This window comes from Streptomyces sp. NBC_01451, from assembly GCF_036227485.1.
Taxonomy (GTDB): Bacteria; Actinomycetota; Actinomycetes; order Streptomycetales; family Streptomycetaceae; genus Streptomyces.
Window position 1 is genome coordinate 7489806 of record NZ_CP109479.1, and the last position, 20522, is coordinate 7510327.

Below are 20522 nucleotides of genomic sequence, written 5' to 3' on the forward strand. Positions count from 1 at the left end.
TTGGCCCTGCGCCTGACGGCGGAACGAAGGATCGTCGGCGGGCCGCGTGGGGCCCGTCTCCTGGATCAATGATCCCACCGCCGGTCGTATTCCACCCGGCTGGAAGCCGTTTTCCGGGCAGTCGTGAACAACGTCACCCAGAGCAACCAAGCGTTGGCCGTTCGCGTTGTCCGCGCTCCCTCATCCCGGGGGAAGTGCCTGGCAGAGGGCCTCCAGTGCCGCCCCGTAGGCATGCTCGGAGGGTGCCGCGTACCCGACGACGAGCCCGTCGGGCACGATCGGACCCTGGCCTTCGGGCGGGGTCCTCGCCGGCTCGTGGAGTCCTGGGTGCCGGAACTCCGGATGCCGGAACTCCGCGAGCCCGTCGAGGGCGACTCCCCGCCAGGCCGCCGCCTTCACCGCCGACCGCTCCGTCCCGGGCGGCAGCCGCAGCACCGCGTGCAGGCCGGCCGCGACTCCGGTGACCTCGACGTGCGGCGCGTGCGCGGCGAGGGCGGCGACGAGCCGGTCACGGCGGCGCCGGTAGCGCTGGCGCATCCGCCGCACATGACGGTCGTACGAGCCGGACCCGACGAAGTCGGCGAGCGCCAGCTGATCGAGCGCGCTCGTCCACGCCTCCCGCTCGCCCTTCAGCGCGAGCACCGGCTCCACGTACCGCTCCGGAAGGACCATCCAGCCCAGCCGCAGAGCGGGGGACAGGCTCTTGCTGACCGAGCCGAGGTGGATCACCCGCTCCGGGTCCAGCCCCTGTAGGGCGCCGACGGGACGGCGGTCGTAACGGAACTCCCCGTCGTAGTCGTCCTCCAGGATCAGCCCGCCACGCGCGCGTGCCCAGTCGATCACGGCCGCACGGCGCTCGGGATGCAGCGGGCCGCCGGTCGGGAACTGGTGTGCGGGCGTGAGCAGTACGGCCCGCTCCCGGTCGAGCAGACCGACCCGTGCGCCGTCCTGGTCGAGGGGCAGCGGCACGGTCCGTACCCCGGCCGCGGCCAGCAGCTCCCGGTGGAAGCCGAGTCCGTACGCCTCCACTGCCAACGGACCGCGCAGTACGGCGTCGGCGCCCCCGCTGCCGCTCGTGCCGCCGAAGAGGAGCCGCAGGGCGTGCGCGAAGCCCGAGCAGATGACGATGCGGGCGGGTTCGGTACGGACGCCACGCGCGCGTGCCAGGTACTCCGCGAGCGCCTCCCGCAGTTCGACCCGGCCGGCCGGATCACCCGGCCCGAACGCCTCGTTCGGCGCCTGCTGGACCGCCCGCCGGTACGAGGCCAGCCAGGCGGAACGCGGGAACCCCGACGCGTCCGGCTTGCCCTGGCGCAGGTCGTGCCGTGGCCCACGCGCGCGTGGAGGTGCCTTCACGGCGGCCCGGGAGGCTGCCCTGAGGGGTTCGGCTCGCTCGGCGACCCGGGTGCCCGAGCCCTGGCGGGCGGTCAGCCAGCCCTCGGCGACGAGTTCGGCGTAGGCGTCGGCCACCGTGTTGCGGGCCACTCCGAGGTCCGCGGCGAGGGAACGGTACGGCGGCAACAGGGTGCCGGGCGCGAGCCGGCCGCCGCGGACGGCGTCCCGCAAGGCGCGGATCAGCGCGGCCCGCCGCCCGCCCGGCCCCGTCGGCTCCAGTTCCAGATGCAGGTCGGCACCGATGCGCTCCGCGGAATTGACCCATGTTTCTGCCACGGAAATGAACCATACAGCCGGTCTTTCCGGACCATAGATTCATGGTCATGACGACGAACACGAACACCGCGAACCCCACGACCGCCCACTCCGAGGGGGCCGCCGAAACCCCCCGTCTGAACTTCGCGAAGACGGCCCCGAAGGTGTTCCGCGCCCTCGTCGGCCTCGACGCGGCGGCCCGCGAGGGCCTCGACCCGGCGCTGGTCGAACTGATCCAGATCCGCGCCTCGCACCTCAACCACTGCGCGTACTGCCTCCACATGCACACGAACGACGCGCGCAGGGCGGGCGAGAGCGAGGACCGGCTGCACCTGGTCGCGGTGTGGCGCGAGGCCCGCCACTTCTACACCCCGAGGGAACAGGCGGCGCTGGCCCTCACGGAGGCGGTCACCCTGGTGGCCGACGGCGGTGTCCCGGACGACGTCTACAGCGAGGCCGCCGCCCACTTCGACGACCGGGAACTGGCCCAGGTCCTGTCCCTGATCCTCACGATCAACACCTGGAACCGGGTGGCCCTGGCGACCCGCAAGGTGGCCGGCACGGACGAGCGCTGACCCGCGTCCGGCACGGCCAGGGCCGGGGCCAGGGGCGGGAGTGGTGGCTATACGGTCATCGGACGGTCGTACGGCCCTATGGGTGCGGGCAGCTGCGTGGAGCCCGTCAGCCGACGGTCCACGGCCGCCGCCACCGCCCGCCCCTCCGCGATCGCCCACACGATCAGCGACTGCCCGCGGGCCGCGTCCCCCGCCGCGTACACACCCGGCACGTCGGTCGCGAAGTCCGCGTCGCGGGCGATCGTGCCGCGCGGGTCGAGGGCGAGCCCGAGCTGGTCGATCAGACCGTCCTCCCGGCCGGGTCCGGAGAAACCGAGGGCGAGCAGCACGAGGTCGGCGGGGAGCGTCCGCCCTGACCCGGGCAGCGGCCGGCGCTCCGCGTCCACCTCGACGAGGTGCAACTCCCTCACGTGCCCGTCCGCGTCGCCCGAGAAGTGGAGCGTGGACGCCGCGAAGAGCCGCGCGTCGGCGTCCGCAGCGGGCGCCGACTCCAGATCACGGGCCTCCTCGTGCGCGGCCGACAGCCGGTAGATCTTCGGGTACGTCGGCCAGGGATCGGCGTCCTCGTCGCGCTCCGCGCCCGGCTGGGCGTAGATGTCCAACTGGGTGACGGAGGCGGCCCCTTCACGCACCGCGGTGCCCAGACAGTCGGCCCCCGTGTCACCGCCGCCGACGATGACGACGTGCTTCCCGGCGGCGGACATCGGGGACGCCTCCAGATCCCCCTCGCACACCCGGTTCGCCAGCGGCAGATACTCCATCGCCTGATGGACGCCGGCCAACTCCCTTCCTGGCAGCGGCAGTTCACGCCAGGCCGTGGCCCCGACGGCCAGCACCACGGCGTCGTAGCGTGCCCTCAGCTCGGCGGCCCCGACATCCCGCCCGACTGCGGTCGACGTACGGAACTTGGTTCCCTCGGCCCGCATCTGCTCGACCCGCCGCTCCAGATGGTGCTTCTCCATCTTGAAACCGGGGATGCCGTACCGCATCAGCCCGCCGAGCCGGTCGTCCTTCTCGTACACGACGACGGTGTGCCCGGCCCGGGTCAACTGCTGGGCGGCCGCGAGCCCGGCCGGCCCCGACCCGATCACCGCGACCGTACGCCCCGACAGCCGGTCCGGCGGTCTCGGCGGTGCGAAGCCTTCGGACCAGGCCCGGTCGGCGATGGCCACCTCGACGTTCTTGATGGTCACCGCGGGCTGGTTGATGGCCAGCACACAGCCCGCCTCGCACGGCGCCGGGCACAACCTCCCCGTGAACTCGGGGAAGTTGTTCGTGGCGTGCAGCCGGTCGCTCGCCGCACGCCAGTCCTCCCGGGAGACCAGGTCGTTCCACTCGGGGATCAGGTTGCCCAGCGGACAGGCCTCGTGGCAGAACGGGACACCGCAGTCCATACAGCGGCCGGCCTGCTCGCCGACGATGGGGAGCAGCGCCCCCGGCACATACACCTCGTCCCAGTCACGGACCCGTTCCTCGACGGGCCTGCGCGGCCAGTTCTGGCGTGCTGTGGTGAGAAAACCCTTGGGATCGCCCATGACCGTGTCCTCGCCGTCTTCCCTGCGTACGCATGACGGGGCCGTGCGTCATCGGGCGGCACTCTCCTCCGGCCACGATACGACTCATCGACCAGGCACGCCGAGCGGGCCGTTGGACGGGGCGACGGTTCAGGCGACGGCCAGGACATACAGCACCGAGGCGGCCCCCGAGGCGACCGTGCGTATGTGGTTCCACAGGGTCCACTCGCGCACGTACCCGGGCCAGTACGCGGCGGCCTCCGCCGTGCCCGGCTCCAGCTCCGCGAGCGCGTTGTTGCGCGGCACGTTCGCGCCCATGGTGAGTCCGAACGAGCCGAACAGGTACAGCGCGCTGCCCACCAGCAGCTCCACCGCGCCCTCGTCCGGCCACACCACCAACGTGACCACGACCGTCACCAGACACAGGGCGGCCGACCCGACGAACACGAGCATGAAGGGCGGATTCACCGCGGTGATGTTGATCGCCCGCATCGCGGCGACGCCCTGCGCGGCCGGCAGCGCGGCGAGCCCTCTCATCACGAAGGTCGAGAACCCGCAGAAGACCCCGGCCACCAAACCGGTACCGAGCACACCCAGCACCACGAGAACGAAGTACGCCCCATCGATCATGCCGACTCCCCATCGATCCTCATCCGTCCCCACCAGTGAAACCCCTGCCACTGACAACGCCCCTGGCCTGACGACGCGGCGCCTGCGGGAGCATCCACCGGAGGCGGCGGCACGGGACGCGGCCAGGTCACGGGAGCCGCCGCCACGCTCACACCGGCTCCGCCCCGGCGTCGGCCCCCGTTTCCGCACCCGATCCCGTATCTGTTTCCGCCCCCGGCTCAGTCGCCCATTCCCGGAGCCTCGCCTCGACGGCGCCCGCGATCCGCCGCCGGGCCTCGTGCCGCGCGACCCCGCTCATCAGCAACCGGTCGTACGACGTGTCCACATGCCGTACGGCCGCCACGACCGCCGCGATCACCGCCCCCTCGGACAGCGCCCGCCCCGCCGCACTCCGTCCCACACGCCCACTGCCACGCACCGAGGCGTGGGCGGCGATCGCCTCCGCCCGATCCGCCGGGCACCCGGGAAACAGCCGGTGGATCTCCCGAGCGAAGGCCTCCGTGAACCGCAGATCCTCCGCGGCCCGCCGTCGCGCGTCCCGCATCCGCCGCCGCCGACGTGCCTCGGCGTCCGCCAGGCACCGCTCCTCGGCGCGGGCGAGCCCCGCCTCCTCGACCAGCACGCCCTGCCGCTCGTAGCGCCCCTGCCGCCGGTTGAACCGGACGACCACCGCCGACAGCCCGCTCTCCTCCCGCGACCTGCGCGTCAGCGCGGTGTCGCCCCTGGGCAGGAACACCAGATGCCCGAGGTCGGCACAGTCAAGACACCGAGGCGCCCCCTCCTCCAGCACGAGCAGTGTCAACGGCCCCCATCGGCACTCGGCGCAGTGCCGCCGCCTGAGCGGCTGCACGACGAGAGGTCCGGCGTGGAGCGGGGGAGTCGCGCGGCCTGTCACAGCTGCTTGATTCCCATCGGCGACCAGGAATCCCCCGGACGGGCCCCACCTCCTCGAAGCCGCCCGCACCTGGAGCGACACCCGCCTCCGTCCCCTTCCTCCGACGGGCCCGCTCCTCGCCCCGGCGGCCACCCGGCATCATGGGCCGTGTGCGACTGGAACCGATCACCTGGGACCGGCTCGGCGACCTCCTCGCCGAACGTGTGCTCGACCTGAAGCCGGACGACGGCAGCCCCTGGCCACGTATCGCCTTCGACGGAGCCCCGGCAGCCCGCCCAGGAGACCTCGCCGAACGTGTGGCCGAGGCACTGCGCATACGGGGCCGTCCGTCGCTCGCCGTCGACACCGCCGGTTTCCTGCGCCCCGCCTCGCTCCGGCTGGAGTACGGCCACGAGGACGTGGAGGCCTACTACAGCGGCTGGTTCGACACCGGCGCCCTCTGGCGCGAGGTCTTCGGCCCCCTCGAACCCGGCGGCGACGGCCGCGTCCTGCCCGACCTCCGCGATCCGCTCACCGACCGCTCCACCCGCAGTCCCTACGTTCAACTCCCGCCCGGCGGAATCCTGTTGCTGCACGGCCCCTTCCTGCTGCGCCACTGGTTCCCGTTCGACACGGCCGTCCACGTCCTCCTCTCCCCGGCCGCCCTGCGCCGCCGTACCCCCGAGGCCGAGCACTGGACCCTGCCCGCCTTCGAGCGCTACGAGAGCGAGACGGACCCCGCCGCCACGGCCGACGTCCTGGTACGCGCGGACGACCCGCGTCACCCGGCGTGGAGCGGCTGACCCGGCCCCGGCGGCGGCGCCCGAAATACGCTGACTTCCGGGTGCGCATCCCCGGGAGCGCGGCGAGAATGTAGGGCGCCGGGACTAGCGGTGCCCTCCGCGCCGCGCCGGCCGTCCGGCACCGGGAGGTACTTCATGACCACCGCCGGAGACATCATGCATCGCGGCGCCCAGTGGATTCCCGCTCACGAGACCCTCGACCGGGCCGCCCAGATGATGCGCGAGCTCAACGTGGGCGCCCTGCCCATCAGCGACGAGAACGAACGCCTCTGCGGCATCCTCACGGACCGCGACATCGTCATCGGCTGTGTGGCCATGGGCCACGACCCCGCGAAGGTCACCGCGGGCGAGATGGCCCAGGGCACCCCACGCTGGATCGACGCGGGCGCCGATGTCAGCGAAGTGCTCGAAGAGATGAAGGACCACCAGATCCGCCGGCTTCCGGTGATCGAGAACAAGCGTCTGGTCGGCATGATCAGCGAGGCCGACCTGGCCCAGCACCTCACCGACGACCAGATCGCGTCCTGGGCCGAGAGCGTCTACGCCAGGAGCACGATGCGCTGACCCACTGGCGGCCCACTGGCCCACCGGCCCGTCACCCGTCCTCGTCCGGCCGCCGCGCCGGGCGAGGAGCGTGCCGGCGCCGGCCGCGTCACAGCCAGCCGTTGCGCCGGAAGCTCCGGTACAGCGTCAGACAGACGACGGATATCAGGCCGATGACCAGCGGATAGCCGAACCGCCAGCGCAACTCCGGCATGTGATCGAAGTTCATGCCGTAGACCCCGCAGACCATCGTCGGGACGGCGATCACCGCCGCCCACGCCGTGATCCTGCGCATGTCCTCGTTCTGCGCGACCGTGACCTGCGCGAGGTGCGCCTGAAGGATCGAGTTGAGCAGCTCGTCGAACGCCGCGATCTGCTCGGTGGCCCGGATCTGATGGTCGGCGACATCCCTGAAGTAGGCCTGTATCTCCGGGTCGATCACCCGTATCGGCCGCGTCGCCAGCTCCTGCAGCGGCCGGTGCAGCGGCGCCACGGCCCGCTTCAGCTCCAGGAGTTCACGCTTGAGCTGGTAGATCCGGCCGGGGTCGGCCCGTGCGCCGTTCGTCGCGAACACATCCGTCTCGACCTGGTCGATGTCCGCCTGTACCGCGTCCGTGACGTGCAGGTAGTCGTCGACCACATGGTCCGCGATCGCGTGCAGCACGGCCGCCGGGCCCTTGGCGAGCTGCTGGGGATCGGCTTCCAGACCCTCGCGCAGCGGGCCCAGCGAGCCGTGCCGTCCGTGTCGTACCGTGATCACGAACTCCCGGCCCACGAAGACCATGATCTCGCCGGTGTTCACCACCTCGCTGGTGGCCGTCAGTTCGGCGTGCTCGACGTAGCAGACCGTCTTGAACACCGCGAACAGGGTTTCGCCGTACCGTTCCAGTTTCGGGCGCTGGTGGGCGTCGACCGCGTCCTCGACCGCGAGCGGGTGCAGGTCGAAGAGCTGGGCGATGCCCGCGAACTCCTGGTCCGTCGGCTCGTGCAGACCCAGCCAGACGAAGCCCTCCTCGCTCTTGCGGACCCGCCGCACCGCATCGACCAGGTCCCGTCCGGCCGGGACCCGGACGCCGTCCTCGTAGGCCACGCAGTTCACGACCGCGGAGCCCAGCGGTGACCGGGCGGGGTGACTCAGGTCGACACGCGGGCGCCGCCGTGCCAGCCGGGCCACCTTGCGGAGGCCGCCGACCCTGTCGAGGCCGGTGACTTTTCGTAGATTCCCTGCCATGGACATCTGGGCCCCCTCGCGTGGATCTCCTTGTGCCGCACTGCCCGCACCTGCGTCCGGCTCGCCAGTTTGCCAGCCCTTCGCGAGGGCCGGAGGAGCCTGTGGGAACGGAAGGTTCCGCTTCGTTTCCGCCGGTCGGCGCGATCGTCGGACATCTCGTCGCGCGGGAGCGTCGACCCGGCCGAACAAAGCGGATGACTGGGATGATCTCGGCATGACGCGAACCGACGGGTATCTCCTCGACAACCGGCAGACCGAGGCGGGACAACGCTTCGACGCCTTCGCCGCCCTCTTCGATCCCACGACCTTCCGGCACCTCGAAGGGTTCGGTGTGGGACCCGGCTGGCGCTGCTGGGAGGTCGGTGTCGGCGGCACCTCGGTGGTCTCCTGGCTGGCCAAGAAGGTGGGCCCGACCGGGAAGGTCGTCGCGACCGACCTCGACACCTCGTGGGTGGCCCCGGCGGCCCGTCCGCCGGTGGAGGTACGCGTCCACGACGTCGGCGTCGACGAGCCGCCGGGGGAGGGGTTCGACCTGGTGCACGCCCGGCTCGTCCTCGTCCATGTGCCGGACCGGGAAAGGGCGTTGCGCTCGATGATCAAGTCGCTGCGTCCCGGCGGACGGCTCCTGGTCGAGGACGCCGATCCCGCTCTGCAACCTCTGCTCTGCCCCGACGAGCACGGCCCCGAGCAGCAGCTCGCCAACCGGCTGCGCCACAGCTTCCGCCAACTGCTCGCGGACAGCGGCGCCGATCTGGCGTACGGCCGCAAACTGCCGCGGCTGCTGCGCGAGGCGGGCCTGCGCAACGTACAGGCCGACGCGTACTTCCCCGTCACCTCGCCCGCCTGCGCCGCGCTGGAGGCCGCGACGATCCGCCAGATCCGGGAGCGGCTCGTCGCCGGGGGCCACGCCACGGACCAGGACATCGACCGGCACCTGGCCAACGTCGCCGCCGGCGGGATGGACCTGGCCACGGCCCCGATGATCTCGGCCTGGGGACGCAAGGGATAGCCGGCGGTGACGGCAGCCGGGGCCCTGCCCACCGTCTCCTCAACCGAGAACCGGTGGCCTCCCGCCCACCCGCTCCACCGCACGCGCGCCCGCCCGGCATCCCTGTGCCGCCGCGTCCTCGGGTGCGGCGCCCGTCAGCAGGGCGGCGAGGAACGCTCCGGTGAAGGCGTCGCCGGCGCCCGTCGTGTCCCTGGGTGTCGCGGGCACGGCAGGGACACGGGCGGACACGGTCCCCGACCGGGCCACCAGCGCGCCCTCGGCGCCGTGCTTCGCGACCACCAGCGGGACGTGGCGGCTCAGTTTGGCCGCCGCGTCCGCCGGGTCGGGCAACCCGGTGAGCAGACAGGCCTCGTCACGGCTCGGCAGCAGGACGTCCACTCCGGAAACCAGGTCCAGGAAGCGGTCGACACCCAGCTCGACGAGGAACCCCGCCGACGCCGGATCCAGGCTCACCGGCACGCCACGCGCGCGTGCCGACCGCAGCGCCACCGACACGAGCGCCCGGCTCGGCGCCGAGAACAGCAGATACCCCGAGAGATGCAGCCGTGCGACACCGTCGAGCAGCGCGTCCGACCAGTCGTCGGGGTCCAGCCGCAGCGAGGCGCCGCTCTGGGTCACCAACGTGCGCTCGGCCGCCGCGTCCGCGTCCACCAGGCAGATCACCGTCCCGGTCGGCGCCTCGGGATCGACGACGAGGCGTGGCCGTACCCCGCAGGCGGTCAGCTCGCGCTCGTGCCACTCGGCAGCGTCTGTGCCCACCCGTCCGAGCAGCCGTACCTCCGAGCGACCCCAATACGCTGCCCAGCAGGCCACATTGGCGCCCGCACCGCCCGGCAGGGTCCGGATCGCGGCGGTCGTGTCGGTCCCCGGCGCGAGCGGACCCCGGTGCCGGGCGACGATGTCGGTGATGACGTCCCCGACGACGAGCAGCGCCCCGCCCGGCTCCGTCACGGCCCGGCCCAGGCCGCCGCGATCCGACCGGCGAGCCGTACGTTGCCTCGGACCGCCGCCAGGTTGGCGCTCAGCGAGGCGCCGTCGGTGTGCCGCACCAGATAGTCGAGCAGGAAGGGCGTCACGGCCTGACCGCTCACGCCCTCCTCCTCGCACGCGTGCAGCGCCTCGGCGAGCACGCGCGCGTGGAGCCCGGGGTCCAGTTGCTGCTGCTCGGGCACCGGATTGGCGACGATGAAAGCCGACTCCGGGGAATCGAGTGCGTCCTGGGCCCGCATCACGTCCGCGACCTGCTCCGGGGTGTGGAGCGTCCAGTCCACCGGATGCCCGGAGTCCGAAAGGTAGAAGCCGGGAAAGCTGCCGGTGCCGAAGCCGGCCACGGCTACCCCGAGGGTCTCCAGCCGTTGCAGGGTGGCCGGCACATCCAGGATCGACTTCACGCCCGCGCAGACGACCGTGATCCTGGTGCGCGCCAGCAGACCCAGATCGGCGGACTCGTCCTGGGTCACCGTCCACTCCCGGTGCACCCCGCCGAGCCCACCGGTGGCGAAGACCCGTACGCCGGCGCGGGCGGCCAGCAGGGCGGTCGCCGACACCGTGGTCGCACCGCTCGCCCCGGTGGCCACCGCGAGCGGCAGATCGCGGTGACCCAGCTTGCGGATCCCGTCCTCGTTCGCGACCCGTTCCAACTGTTCCTTGTCCAGGCCCACATGGGGCCGCCCGTCCAGCACGGCGATCGTGGCGGGGACGGCACCCTCCTGCCGGACGACGTCCTCGAGTTCCAGCGCCACCTGCAGATTGCGAGGGCGCGGCAGCCCGTGCGCGATGATCGTGGACTCCAGGGCCACCACGGGTCGACGCGCGTCGACTGCTTCCCGTACTTCTTCGGACACCACCAGCATCACGTGCCTGCTTCCTGTCGTTCGGTCTTCCCTCATCTCTGGCGGGCGGCGCGCCCGGTCAAACCCCTGCGGCCTGTGGCGGACGCCACCGGCCTCCTGAGGTGCCCGAGGAAGGGAGAGGTGCAGTTTCTACTGCCGGGCCCCTGGTGGCAAAGCCTTCAGGGTGAACAACGCCAGCGCGCCCACGGGTATCAGCAGGCACGCGGCGGCCAAGTTCAGCCACCCGTAGCCCGCCTGGGCCATCACGACCCCGGCGGTGGCCCCGCCGAGGCCCGCCGAGGTGTTCATGGCGAGGTCCGACAGCCCCTGCGCGGCGGCGCGCGCGGCCTCGGGTACGGAGTCGGTGAGCAGGGCGGATCCGGAGACCAGCCCGGCCGACCAGCCCAGCCCGAGAACGAAGAGCCCCGCCGCGGTGCGGCCGTGGCTGCCGTCGGCCGTGCCCGCGAGGAGCGCCGCGCAGGCCAGCAGCCCCACGGCGAGACCGATACAGGACAGTGGCCCGATCCCGTCGGACAGCCGCCCCATGAGCGGCGAGAACGCGTACATGCCCGCGATGTGGCCACTGATGACCAGCCCGATCAGATCGATGCTCGCGCCGTGGTGCCCGAGCGCGACCGGGGTCATCGACATGACCGAGACCATGGCCGTGTGGCACACGGTCACCGTCACGAGCGCGAGCCGGGCACGCGGCGAGGCCGCGACGGCGGCGAGGCCCGCCCGCAGGGACCGGCCCTGGGCCGACCGCTCCTCCACCGGGGCGAGCGCACGGGCCGTGAGCAGCGGATCGGGGCGCAGCAGGACGGCCACTGTCACCGCCGCCACCAGGAAGATCCCGGCCGCCCAGAGGAAGGGGCCCGCCACCACGGGTATCCCGAGTCCGGACACACTGCGCCCCGCGGGCGCGGCGATGTTCGGCCCCAGGACGGCGCCTATGGTGGTCGCCCACACGACGTTCGAGATGGCCCGGGCCCGCCGGTCCGCCGCGGCGAGATCGGCGGCCGCGAACCGTGCCCCCAGGTTCGCCGACGAGGCCGCACCGAACGCGGCCATGCCGCACAGCAGCAGCGGAAAACTGTCGATGACCGCCGCGACCACGACGACGCCCGCCCCCAGGGCACCGACGAGATACCCCAGGACCAGCCCGGGACGCCGTCCGCGCGCGGTCATCAGCGCGGCCAGCGGCAGCGACGCCACCGCCGTGCCCGTGACCATCGCGGTGGGTGCGAGCCCGGACAGCGACTCGGTACCGCTGATCCGCTGGGCCAGCACGGAAGCGAGCGCGACACCGGTGGCCACCCCGAGCCCGCCGAGGATCTGGCTCACGACCAGCACACCGGAGACCCGGCGCCGCAGCGCGGCCAGCTGCTCGCCGGCCACGGGCACACCGACGCTCCGCTCGACGGCGGTCACCGCGGCCCGCCCGAGTGGGCGAAAGATGTGGTCACCAGCGCAGTCCCCCCTGTTTCTCCCTGTTTCCGCCATGTTTGGCCCTGCTTCCGCCCAGCGGCCTCCTGCGGAACCTCTTCCCCCCCTCGGAACCTCTTCCCGTACAGGACTGTCCCCTCCTGCCGACGGGATGGGTCCCCCTCCCTGATGAAACCCTCGGGTCCCGCCGCCGAAACCCTCAGAACAGCGGCTCGGGCAGCACCCCTTCGAGCGCGAGCAGTTTCCGCTTGGTCTCCAGGCCGCCCCCGAACCCGCCGAGACCGCCGTCGCTCTCCACGACCCGATGGCACGGCACCACGACCGGCAGTGGATTGGCGCCCATGGCCGCGCCGACCGCCTGAGCCGCGCCCGGCTGGCCGACCCGGCCGGCCAGGTCGCCGTAGCCGACGACCGCGCCGTACGGCACTCCCGACGCGAGCTCGCGCAGCACCTGCCGGTTGAAACCGGAGATCAGAGACCAGTCGAGCGACAGTTCGAAATCGCGCCGCTCGCCCGCGAAGTACGCAGCGAACTGGCGTATCGCCTCGGCCAGGAGCGGGGACCCGGGCGCCTCGACGGGCTCCGCGCCCAGCCGGGAGGCGAGGTGCTCGACGGCCCTCTCGCGCACCGCCTCCGTGGCGTGGAACACCACGTTCACCAGGCCGTCGTGCGTCGCGGCCAGCAGCAGCGGGCCGATGCCGGTCTCGACGACCGCCCACACGACCCGCCGCCGGGTCTCCGGATCCTGCCGTTCGTCCCGCCCATCGCTGTCCATGCGCCCCACCGTACGACCAGCCACTGACAACGCCCGGCGCGCGGTCCGAGCGGGCGCGGACGGTCCACGATTGACAACGGAGGGACAGCGGAGGGACAACAGAGCGACAACGGAAAAAGAGGTGTGACACAGACACGGATTGAACGGAGTTGCCCGAGTCCAGACACTCCTGCCGCACAAGTGGGGCAAGGTCGTGTTTCTTTGCCGGAAAATCGTTCGACCCCTCCGGAGCCAGTCATACTCTCTGCCACGCCCCTGGCCGCCGGCCGGTCCTGGGGCAGGGGATTATTTCGGGGAATTCCGGGATGCAACAGGGCGGAAGGGCAGCCGCACATGCAGGGCACGGTCGACGGATTCAGCTACGGACTCGTCACTCCGCTGGTGGCTTACCTCATGGCCTGCCTGGGCGGCGCGCTGGGCCTGCGCTGCACCACGAGATCGATGCTGGTCACCGGGTCCTGGCGACCGGGCTGGCTGGCGCTCGGCTCGGCCGCGATCGGCTCCGGCATATGGACGATGCACTTCGTCGCGATGATGGGGTTCACCGTCAAGGAGACCCCGATCAACTACGACATGTGGCTGACCTTCGCCAGCCTGGGCGTCGCCATCCTCATGGTCGGCGTCGGGATCTTCATCGTCGGCTACCGGGGCGCGAGCGGAACGGCACTGTTCACCGGGGGCACCATCACGGGCCTCGGCATCGCCTCCATGCACTACCTGGGCATGGCCGGAATGCGCCTCAACGGGAAGCTGGAGTACAACACCTTCACCGTCTCCGCCTCGGTCGTGATAGCCGTCGTGGCCGCCACCGCCGCCCTGTGGGCGGCCGGGCAGATCCGCGGTTTCCTGTGGAGCGTGGGCGCCAGTCTCGTCATGGGACTCGCCGTCAGCGGCATGCACTACACGGGCATGGCCGCCCTGCGGGTCCACCTCCACTCCGCGTCCGGGAGCCCGGACGGCGACTCGCCCGCGACCCTGCTCGCCCCCCTGATGATCGGCCCGCTGGCCTTCCTCCTGCTGGCCGGTGTCGTGGTGCTGTTCGACCCGCTGATGGTCATGGGCAAGCCCGGAGGCCGCCCGGCCGACAACAAGCCCGGCATCCCGGCCCACCCACCGGTCCCGTACCCCGGCCGACGCCCCCCGCTGCGCCCCGGCCAGCGGCACGAGCACCGCGGTTCCCGCACCCCGCAGAACCGGTGATCAGGACCCGTTGTCAGTGGGGGGTCGTACGGTGGATGCATGCGGCCTGTTTCCAAGATCGAACGCACGGTGGCGCCCTTCGAGGTCGTCAGCCCCTACCAGCCGAGCGGTGACCAGCCGGCGGCCATCGCCGAGCTGACTCGGCGCATCGAAGCGGGTGAGAAGGACGTCGTGCTCCTCGGCGCGACCGGCACCGGCAAGTCCGCGACCACCGCGTGGATGATCGAGAAGCTTCAGCGCCCCACGCTCGTCATGGCGCCGAACAAGACCCTGGCCGCCCAGCTGGCGAACGAGTTCCGGGAACTCCTCCCGAACAACGCCGTCGAGTACTTCGTCTCGTACTACGACTACTACCAGCCCGAGGCATACGTCCCCCAGTCGGACACCTACATCGAGAAGGACTCCTCGATCAACGAGGAGGTCGAACGCCTGCGCCACTCCGCGACCAACTCGCTGCTCACTCGGCGGGACGTCATCGTGGTCGCCTCCGTGTCCTGCATCTACGGCCTCGGCACCCCGCAGGAGTACGTGGACCGGATGGTCCCCCTCAAGGTCGGCGAGGAGATCGACCGGGACCAGCTGCTGCGCCGCTTCGTCGACATCCAGTACACGCGCAACGACCTGGCCTTCACCCGCGGCACGTTCCGCGTGCGCGGCGACACCATCGAGATCTTCCCGGTCTACGAGGAGCTGGCCGTACGCATCGAGATGTTCGGCGACGAGATCGAGGCCCTCTCCACCCTCCACCCGCTCACCGGCGAGATCATCAGCGAAGACGAACACATGTACGTCTTCCCGGCCACGCACTACGTGGCGGGACCGGAGCGCATGGCGCGGGCCGTCAACGACATCGAGAAGGAACTCGGCGACCGTCTCGCCGAACTGGAGAAGCAGAACAAGCTCCTGGAGGCCCAGCGCCTGCGGATGCGGACGACGTACGACCTCGAGATGCTCCGCCAGATCGGTTCGTGCTCCGGAGTCGAGAACTACTCGATGCACTTCGACGGCCGCCTCCCCGGCTCCCCGCCGAACACCCTGATCGACTACTTCCCGGACGACTTCCTGCTCGTCATCGACGAATCGCACAACACGGTCCCCCAGATCGGCGCCATGTACGAGGGCGACGCGTCCCGCAAGCGCACGCTCGTCGACCACGGCTTCCGGCTGCCCTCCGCACTGGACAACCGCCCCCTGAAGTGGGAGGAGTTCCAGAAGCGCATCGGACAGACCGTCTACCTGTCGGCGACCCCCGGCAAGTACGAGCTCTCTCGTGGTGACGGCTTCGTCGAGCAGATCATCCGCCCCACCGGCCTCATCGACCCCGAGGTCGTCGTCAAGCCCACCGAGGGCCAGATCGACGACCTGGTGCACGAGATCCGCACGCGCGCCGAGAAGGACGAGCGTGTCCTGGTCACCACACTCACCAAGAAGATGGCCGAGGACCTCACCGACTACTTCCTGGAACTCGGCATCCAGGTCCGCTACCTGCACAGTGACGTCGACACCCTGCGCCGGATCGAGCTGCTGCGCGAACTGCGCGCAGGCGAGTTCGACGTCCTGGTCGGCATCAACCTCCTCCGGGAGGGCCTCGACCTGCCCGAGGTGTCCCTGGTGTCGATCCTCGACGCCGACAAGGAGGGCTTCCTGCGGTCCGGGACCTCCCTGATCCAGACCATCGGCCGCGCGGCGCGCAATGTGTCCGGCCAGGTCCACATGTACGCGGACCGGATCACCCCGGCGATGGAGAAGGCCATCGAGGAGACCAACCGCCGCCGGGAGAAGCAGGTCGCGTACAACACCGAGAGGGGCATCGACCCGCAGCCGCTCCGCAAGAAGATCAACGACATCGTCGCTCAGATCGCCCGCGAGGATGTCGACACGGAAGAGCTCCTCGGCTCGGGCTACCGCAAGTCGAAGGACGGCAGGGCCGCCAAGGCCCCGGTGCCCGCGCTCGGCAAGGCGGCCAAGGGAACCCGGGCCGGCAGGGGCAGGGCCGGGGAGACGGTGCCGACGGACCGTCCCGCGGCCGAACTCGCCGACCAGATCGAGGAGATGACGGCACGGATGCGCGCCGCTGCGGCCGACCTGCAGTTCGAGGTCGCAGCCCGGCTGCGCGACGAGGTGTCGGAGATGAAGAAGGAACTGCGGCAGATGAAGGAGGCGGGCATCGCCTGACCGCCGCACCGGGCACGCGGGGTGCCGGCCGTCGCACCGGACCGGCACCCCGCCCGGGGTACGTGAGCTGCGTCGTACGCGCAGTGTTGCAACACCGACACAAAGTGCGCCCGAGGCTTCGGCACTGTCAGTGCCACTGCGTAGGGTTCAGGTCATCCGCGGACCCCGCGGAAACAGGGGACGGCTCGAGAGGGGACAGCGCGTGGTGGACGTATCCAAGGGCGGAACGCCCAGTGGCAGCGTCAATCTGACCAAGGGTCAGGCCATCAGCCTGCAGAAGAACGACGGGGGCACCCTGACCGCGGTGCGCATGGGCCTCGGTTGGCAGGCGGCTCCCCGGCGCGGCCTGTTCGGCTCGCGTACGCGGGAGATCGACCTCGACGCCTCCGCGGTGCTGTTCGCCGACAAGCAGCCCGTCGATGTCGTGTTCTTCCGTCATCTGGTGAGCGACGACGGCTCGGTGCGGCACACCGGTGACAACCTCGTCGGCGGGGTCGGCCAGGGTGGTGACGACGAGGCGATCCTCGTCGACCTGCCGCGTGTGCCGGTCCACATCGACCAGATCGTCTTCACCGTGAACTCGTTCACGGGCCAGACCTTCCAGGAGGTGCAGAACGCGTTCTGCCGTCTGGTCGACGAGACCAACGGTGACGAACTCGCCCGCTACACACTGGACGGTGGCGGCCAGTACACAGCCCAGATCATGGCCAAGGTGCACCGCGCCGGCGCGGGATGGCAGATGACCGCCATCGGCACGCCTGCCAACGGCCGCACCTTCCAGGACCTGATGCCGGCGATCCTGCCGCACCTGTAGCCGGGCCCGGGCGGCCCACGGAACAACTGAACGACACAGGGGGACGAGGGCGATGACGGCCGAGCTGATCCGGGGGCAGAACCATCCACTCTCCCAGGTCCGCCTCGAAGTGCGGATCTCGGCCGGCACGCCGATCGTGGCCGGGGCCACGGTCGGCGACGAGCAGGGCAGGATCCTCGGCGTCGAGTGGGTGGCCCACCCCGGTGCTCCCACGCTCCCCGGCCTGGAGGTCTCCAGACAGGCGGCGGCCGACCACCGGCTCGCCGTGGACCTGGGCGCCATGCCGGAGTCCGTGCACCGGATCAGCGTGCTGATCGCACTGCCGTCCGGTGTGGGCGGCCCGGTGCGCTTCGGCGCCGTAGCGGCACCCGTCGCCGCCGTCACCGGCCTCGACGGCGCCGAGGCCGCCAGTTACACGATCACGGGCCTGGAAACCGAGTCGGCCGTGGTCGCCCTGGAGCTCTACCGCAGGCAGGACGCCTGGAAGGTGCGCGCCATCGGCCAGGGGTATGCGGGCGGCCTCGCCGAACTCCTCACCGACCAGGGCCTGCCCGAGGCCCGGCAACTCGCGGACACCATCAACGAGGCGGTGTCCCGGTCCCACTCCCGCTCGGTGGCACCTCCGCCGCCCCGCACACCCGACGGCGACCGCACCCGCCGGACCGCGTCGTCTCCCGCAACCGCCCAATCCACCTCTCCGTACGCCGCTCAGGGGCCGCAGGACACCCCGACTCCCGGCGCACCGGAGCAGCAGGCGGGCTCAGTGGTTCAGGGCGGCCAGGGCACCGGCTCCGCTCAGCCCGCGTCGCCGTACGAGGTCCAGGACCCGCAGAACACCCCGGCGCAGGCTGACCCCCCTGGCACCCCGCAGCCGTCCGCCCCTGGCCCCGGATCGCCGATCGACTACAGCCATCCCAACCGCCGTACCGCCGCTCCACCCCCGGCCCCGCCGACCGCACCCCCGGCCGGGTCCGGACAGGCGGCGCGGCCGGTCGCGGGGGACGCCACCGGGTGGTCCATGGACGAGCGGCTCTACAACCAGGTCTGGGGCATGTTCGAGGACCTGGCGCGCTCCGTCGCCGCGTACCGCAGCGCCGTGGACTTCGCCGACTCGCGCCTTGAGAAAGAGATCGACATGGCACTGGCCGATCCCCGCAGCCGGGTCGGCGGCCGGGGCGAAGCCGCCCGGGAAGCGGCCCGCGCCAAGCAGGCCCAGCTCGTCGACCAGGCGCGCGCCGCCCTCGACCGCGACCTCTCCCAGCTGACCGCCGAGGCCGAGGTCGTCGAGCCCGCGCTGCCCTTGTCCTACGCACGCTGGGACAACCCTGTCTGGCACGGCTACCGCGTACCGATGGAGATGCCCATGGCGCTCCGGCTGGGCGACCTGCGGCTGCCCGAGAGCTCCGAACTGAGCATTCCGATGCTCGTCCGGCTGCCGCTGGAGCGCGGCCTGTGGATCGACAGCGGCGGTGAGTCCCTCGACGGCTCGCTCCTCGACTCCGACGAACTGCGGCGGCTCGCCGTGGACACGGCGGTCACGCACGCCGCCCGGTTGCTCGCCGTCCATCCGGCGGGCGAATTCGCCGTGCACGTCATCGACCCGGCGGGCGCGGGCGCCACTGCTCTCGCGCCGCTGGTGCGGACCGGTGTGCTCGCGGGTCCGCCCGCCGCCGGGGCCGCCGGTGTCGCGGACGTCCTGAGCCGGCTGACCCAGCGTGTGGACCTGGTGCAGATGGCGGTGCGCGGCGGCGCGGCCGACTCGCTGCCGCCCGACCTCGACACTGCTCAGCAGTTGTTGATCGTCAACGACTTCCCGCACGGTTTCGACGACCGGGCGGTGACCCAGCTGCGCTATCTCGCGGACGAGGGGCCGTCCGTCGGCGTCCACCTGATGATGATCGCCGACCGCGAGGACGCGGCGGCCTACGGACCGTTGCTCGACCCCCTCTGGCGTTCGCTCATGCGACTCACTCCGGTACCCGACGACCACCTTGCCGACCCGTGGGTCGGCCACGCGTGGACGTATGAGCCGTCGGTCGTCCCGCGCGGCAGCCAGGTGCTCCAGCAGGTGCTCAGCCAGGTCGCGGAGGCCCGCCGCTCATGGAACCGCTGACACCCGCGGGAACTTCACCAAGTATCCGTAAAGTCATCTGACCTGCGGATTTGGTTCTTCTTTTACTAATCTCTTTACCTTTCCTTGGTGATTGGGGTACTGTTTGCCCCACGGAGGGGAGTACTCCCTACCTGCTGCGGCGTACCCGTCAATACGGATCAATCCAGATCCCGGGGCGTCGGCCCGCAGGCGTCCGGGCGCGTGAAGGAGTCCGGCTGTCGCGGGTGGAAGAGACCTCCGGTAGCGACGACGCCGAAATTTGCCGTTACTACTGCCGGAGGCGCAGTGAATGTTTCCGTGGCCCTGTGGGTCCTGACCATCGTGGGTCTCGCCGCTCTGATCGCGGTGGACTTCTTCATCGGGCGCAAGCCGCACGACGTATCGATCAAGGAAGCCGGAATCTGGACGGTTGTCTGGATCGCTCTGGCCGGGCTCTTCGGCCTGGGGCTGCTCGTCTTCGGCGGCGGTGAGCCCGCCGGTGAGTTCTTCGCGGGCTTCATCACCGAGAAGTCGTTGAGCGTCGACAACCTCTTCGTCTTCGTCCTGATCATGGCGAAGTTCGCGGTGCCCTCGCAGTACCAGCAGCGGGTCCTCCTCGTCGGGGTCCTCATAGCGCTCGTCCTGCGGGCGATATTCATCGCCGCCGGCGCCGCGATCCTCGCGAGCTTCGCGTGGGTGTTCTACATCTTCGGCGCCTTCCTCATCTGGACCGCCTGGAAGCTGATCCAGGAGGCCCGCGCCGACGACGAGGACGAGGAGTTCGAGGAGAACAAGCTGCTCAAGGCCGCCGAGAAGCGGTTCGGCGTGGCCGACCGATACCACGGCACCAAGCTGTGGATCGAGGAGAACGGCAAGCGGATCATGACGCCGATGCTGGTCGTGATGCTCGCGATCGGTACCACGGACGTCCTGTTCGCCCTCGACTCGATCCCGGCGATCTTCGGCCTGACCCAGGACCCGTACATCGTCTTCACCGCCAACGCGTTCGCCCTGATGGGACTGCGTCAGCTGTACTTCCTCATCGGCGGCCTGCTGAGGAAGCTCGTCCACCTCTCGTACGGCCTGTCGGTCATCCTCGGCTTCATCGGCGTCAAGCTGGTGCTGCACGCGCTGCACGAGTCCGGCGTCCACGTCCCGGAGATCTCCATACCTGTCTCCCTCGGCGTGATCTGCGGGGTCCTGGTGATCACCACGGTGACCAGCCTGATCGCCTCCAGGAAGCAGGAGGCGGCCGAGGCGGCGCAGAAGGAGAGCGAAGGCGCTCCGAAGGACAGCATCGGCGCCTGACCACGTCGGACGTAGGAACAACCACCGTCGGGAGCGGGGCGCGGCGAATTG

18 protein-coding genes are annotated in these 20522 nt (G+C 71.1%); 9 read left to right on the forward strand and 9 right to left on the reverse strand.

Translation table 11 applies throughout. The annotated features are described in order from the left end of the window. Positions 1 to 180 precede the first annotated feature (180 nt). Positions 181 to 1671, reverse strand: a complete 1491-nt coding sequence (gene pdxR, locus OG595_RS32960) for a MocR-like pyridoxine biosynthesis transcription factor PdxR (protein ID WP_329278391.1) — start codon at positions 1669 to 1671, stop codon at positions 181 to 183. 47 nt (positions 1672 to 1718) lie between these two features. Between pdxR and OG595_RS32965 the strand changes: the two genes are divergently transcribed. Then, entirely contained in the window at positions 1719 to 2225 is a 507-nt protein-coding gene (locus OG595_RS32965) for a carboxymuconolactone decarboxylase family protein (RefSeq protein WP_329278393.1), read from the forward strand. Between the two features lie 47 nt (positions 2226 to 2272). On the opposite strand, the gene OG595_RS32970 is transcribed toward OG595_RS32965, so the two are convergent. The 3 genes from OG595_RS32970 to OG595_RS32980 all read right to left on the reverse strand — a co-directional run bounded on the left by OG595_RS32970 (position 2273) and on the right by OG595_RS32980 (position 5264). Further along, entirely contained in the window at positions 2273 to 3760 is a 1488-nt protein-coding gene (locus OG595_RS32970) for a glutamate synthase subunit beta (RefSeq protein ID WP_329278395.1), read from the reverse strand. Between the two features lie 129 nt (positions 3761 to 3889). Further along, positions 3890 to 4369, reverse strand: coding sequence for an anthrone oxygenase family protein (locus tag OG595_RS32975; RefSeq protein ID WP_329278397.1), 480 nt, complete (start codon positions 4367 to 4369; stop codon positions 3890 to 3892). 148 nt (positions 4370 to 4517) lie between these two features. Next, positions 4518 to 5264 carry a DUF2293 domain-containing protein gene (locus OG595_RS32980; RefSeq protein ID WP_329278399.1) on the reverse strand — a complete coding sequence of 249 codons (747 nt, stop codon included), beginning with the start codon at positions 5262 to 5264 and terminating at the stop codon, positions 4518 to 4520. A gap of 140 nt (positions 5265 to 5404) precedes the next feature. Here OG595_RS32980 and OG595_RS32985 point away from each other — a divergent pair, with 140 nt between their 5' ends. After that, positions 5405 to 6046, forward strand: a complete 642-nt coding sequence (locus tag OG595_RS32985) for a uridine kinase (RefSeq protein WP_329278401.1) — start codon at positions 5405 to 5407, stop codon at positions 6044 to 6046. A 135-nt stretch (positions 6047 to 6181) separates the two neighbouring features. Then, entirely contained in the window at positions 6182 to 6610 is a 429-nt protein-coding gene (locus OG595_RS32990; protein ID WP_329278403.1) for a CBS domain-containing protein, read from the forward strand. 88 nt (positions 6611 to 6698) lie between these two features. Here the strand turns inward: OG595_RS32990 and OG595_RS32995 are convergent, their stop codons facing one another. After that, positions 6699 to 7826, reverse strand: coding sequence for a magnesium and cobalt transport protein CorA (locus OG595_RS32995; RefSeq protein WP_329278405.1), 1128 nt, complete (start codon positions 7824 to 7826; stop codon positions 6699 to 6701). A gap of 208 nt (positions 7827 to 8034) precedes the next feature. Between OG595_RS32995 and OG595_RS33000 the strand changes: the two genes are divergently transcribed. Then, positions 8035 to 8829 (forward strand): methyltransferase domain-containing protein, encoded by a 795-nt coding sequence (locus tag OG595_RS33000; RefSeq protein ID WP_329278407.1) that lies wholly within the window; start codon positions 8035 to 8037, stop codon positions 8827 to 8829. Between the two features lie 39 nt (positions 8830 to 8868). On the opposite strand, the gene OG595_RS33005 is transcribed toward OG595_RS33000, so the two are convergent. The 4 genes from OG595_RS33005 to OG595_RS33020 all read right to left on the reverse strand — a co-directional run bounded on the left by OG595_RS33005 (position 8869) and on the right by OG595_RS33020 (position 12882). Then, complete coding sequence (locus OG595_RS33005; protein ID WP_329278408.1) at positions 8869 to 9780, reverse strand: carbohydrate kinase family protein; 912 nt, start codon at positions 9778 to 9780, stop codon at positions 8869 to 8871. Beyond that, positions 9777 to 10682 carry a pseudouridine-5'-phosphate glycosidase gene (locus OG595_RS33010; protein ID WP_329283416.1) on the reverse strand — a complete coding sequence of 302 codons (906 nt, stop codon included), beginning with the start codon at positions 10680 to 10682 and terminating at the stop codon, positions 9777 to 9779. The genes OG595_RS33005 and OG595_RS33010 overlap by 4 nt, the downstream gene beginning before the upstream one ends. A 129-nt stretch (positions 10683 to 10811) precedes the next feature. After that, the gene (locus OG595_RS33015) at positions 10812 to 12092 is read right to left on the reverse strand and encodes an MFS transporter (protein ID WP_329278410.1); all 1281 of its coding nucleotides are present in this window, start codon (positions 12090 to 12092) and stop codon (positions 10812 to 10814) included. A gap of 214 nt (positions 12093 to 12306) precedes the next feature. Then, positions 12307 to 12882, reverse strand: a complete 576-nt coding sequence (locus OG595_RS33020; protein ID WP_329278411.1) for a methylated-DNA--[protein]-cysteine S-methyltransferase — start codon at positions 12880 to 12882, stop codon at positions 12307 to 12309. 333 nt (positions 12883 to 13215) lie between these two features. Between OG595_RS33020 and OG595_RS33025 the strand changes: the two genes are divergently transcribed. The 5 genes from OG595_RS33025 to OG595_RS33045 all read left to right on the forward strand — a co-directional run bounded on the left by OG595_RS33025 (position 13216) and on the right by OG595_RS33045 (position 20471). Then, positions 13216 to 14082, forward strand: coding sequence for an MHYT domain-containing protein (locus tag OG595_RS33025; RefSeq protein ID WP_329278413.1), 867 nt, complete (start codon positions 13216 to 13218; stop codon positions 14080 to 14082). Positions 14083 to 14121: 39 nt separating this feature from the next. After that, entirely contained in the window at positions 14122 to 16257 is a 2136-nt protein-coding gene (gene uvrB / locus OG595_RS33030) for an excinuclease ABC subunit UvrB (protein WP_329278415.1), read from the forward strand. A gap of 247 nt (positions 16258 to 16504) precedes the next feature. Beyond that, positions 16505 to 17071 (forward strand): TerD family protein, encoded by a 567-nt coding sequence (locus OG595_RS33035; RefSeq protein ID WP_329283418.1) that lies wholly within the window; start codon positions 16505 to 16507, stop codon positions 17069 to 17071. 52 nt (positions 17072 to 17123) lie between these two features. After that, positions 17124 to 19184 carry a TerD family protein gene (locus OG595_RS33040; protein ID WP_329278417.1) on the forward strand — a complete coding sequence of 687 codons (2061 nt, stop codon included), beginning with the start codon at positions 17124 to 17126 and terminating at the stop codon, positions 19182 to 19184. 285 nt (positions 19185 to 19469) lie between these two features. After that, positions 19470 to 20471 carry a TerC/Alx family metal homeostasis membrane protein gene (locus OG595_RS33045; RefSeq protein WP_329278419.1) on the forward strand — a complete coding sequence of 334 codons (1002 nt, stop codon included), beginning with the start codon at positions 19470 to 19472 and terminating at the stop codon, positions 20469 to 20471. Positions 20472 to 20522 lie beyond the last annotated feature (51 nt).

Coding starts and splice junctions, on each gene's coding strand:
- OG595_RS32965 (WP_329278393.1), top strand. CDS start 1,719: ATGACGACGAACACGAACACCGCGAACCCCACGACCGCCCACTCCGAG.
- OG595_RS32975 (WP_329278397.1), bottom strand. CDS start 4,369: ATGATCGATGGGGCGTACTTCGTTCTCGTGGTGCTGGGTGTGCTCGGT.
- OG595_RS32970 (WP_329278395.1), bottom strand. CDS start 3,760: ATGGGCGATCCCAAGGGTTTTCTCACCACAGCACGCCAGAACTGGCCG.
- OG595_RS32990 (WP_329278403.1), top strand. CDS start 6,182: ATGACCACCGCCGGAGACATCATGCATCGCGGCGCCCAGTGGATTCCC.
- OG595_RS32985 (WP_329278401.1), top strand. CDS start 5,405: ATGGGCCGTGTGCGACTGGAACCGATCACCTGGGACCGGCTCGGCGAC.
- OG595_RS33020 (WP_329278411.1), bottom strand. CDS start 12,882: ATGGACAGCGATGGGCGGGACGAACGGCAGGATCCGGAGACCCGGCGG.
- OG595_RS33025 (WP_329278413.1), top strand. CDS start 13,216: ATGCAGGGCACGGTCGACGGATTCAGCTACGGACTCGTCACTCCGCTG.
- OG595_RS33000 (WP_329278407.1), top strand. CDS start 8,035: ATGACGCGAACCGACGGGTATCTCCTCGACAACCGGCAGACCGAGGCG.
- OG595_RS32995 (WP_329278405.1), bottom strand. CDS start 7,826: ATGTCCATGGCAGGGAATCTACGAAAAGTCACCGGCCTCGACAGGGTC.
- OG595_RS33040 (WP_329278417.1), top strand. CDS start 17,124: ATGACGGCCGAGCTGATCCGGGGGCAGAACCATCCACTCTCCCAGGTC.
- uvrB (WP_329278415.1), top strand. CDS start 14,122: ATGCGGCCTGTTTCCAAGATCGAACGCACGGTGGCGCCCTTCGAGGTC.
- OG595_RS33010 (WP_329283416.1), bottom strand. CDS start 10,682: ATGCTGGTGGTGTCCGAAGAAGTACGGGAAGCAGTCGACGCGCGTCGA.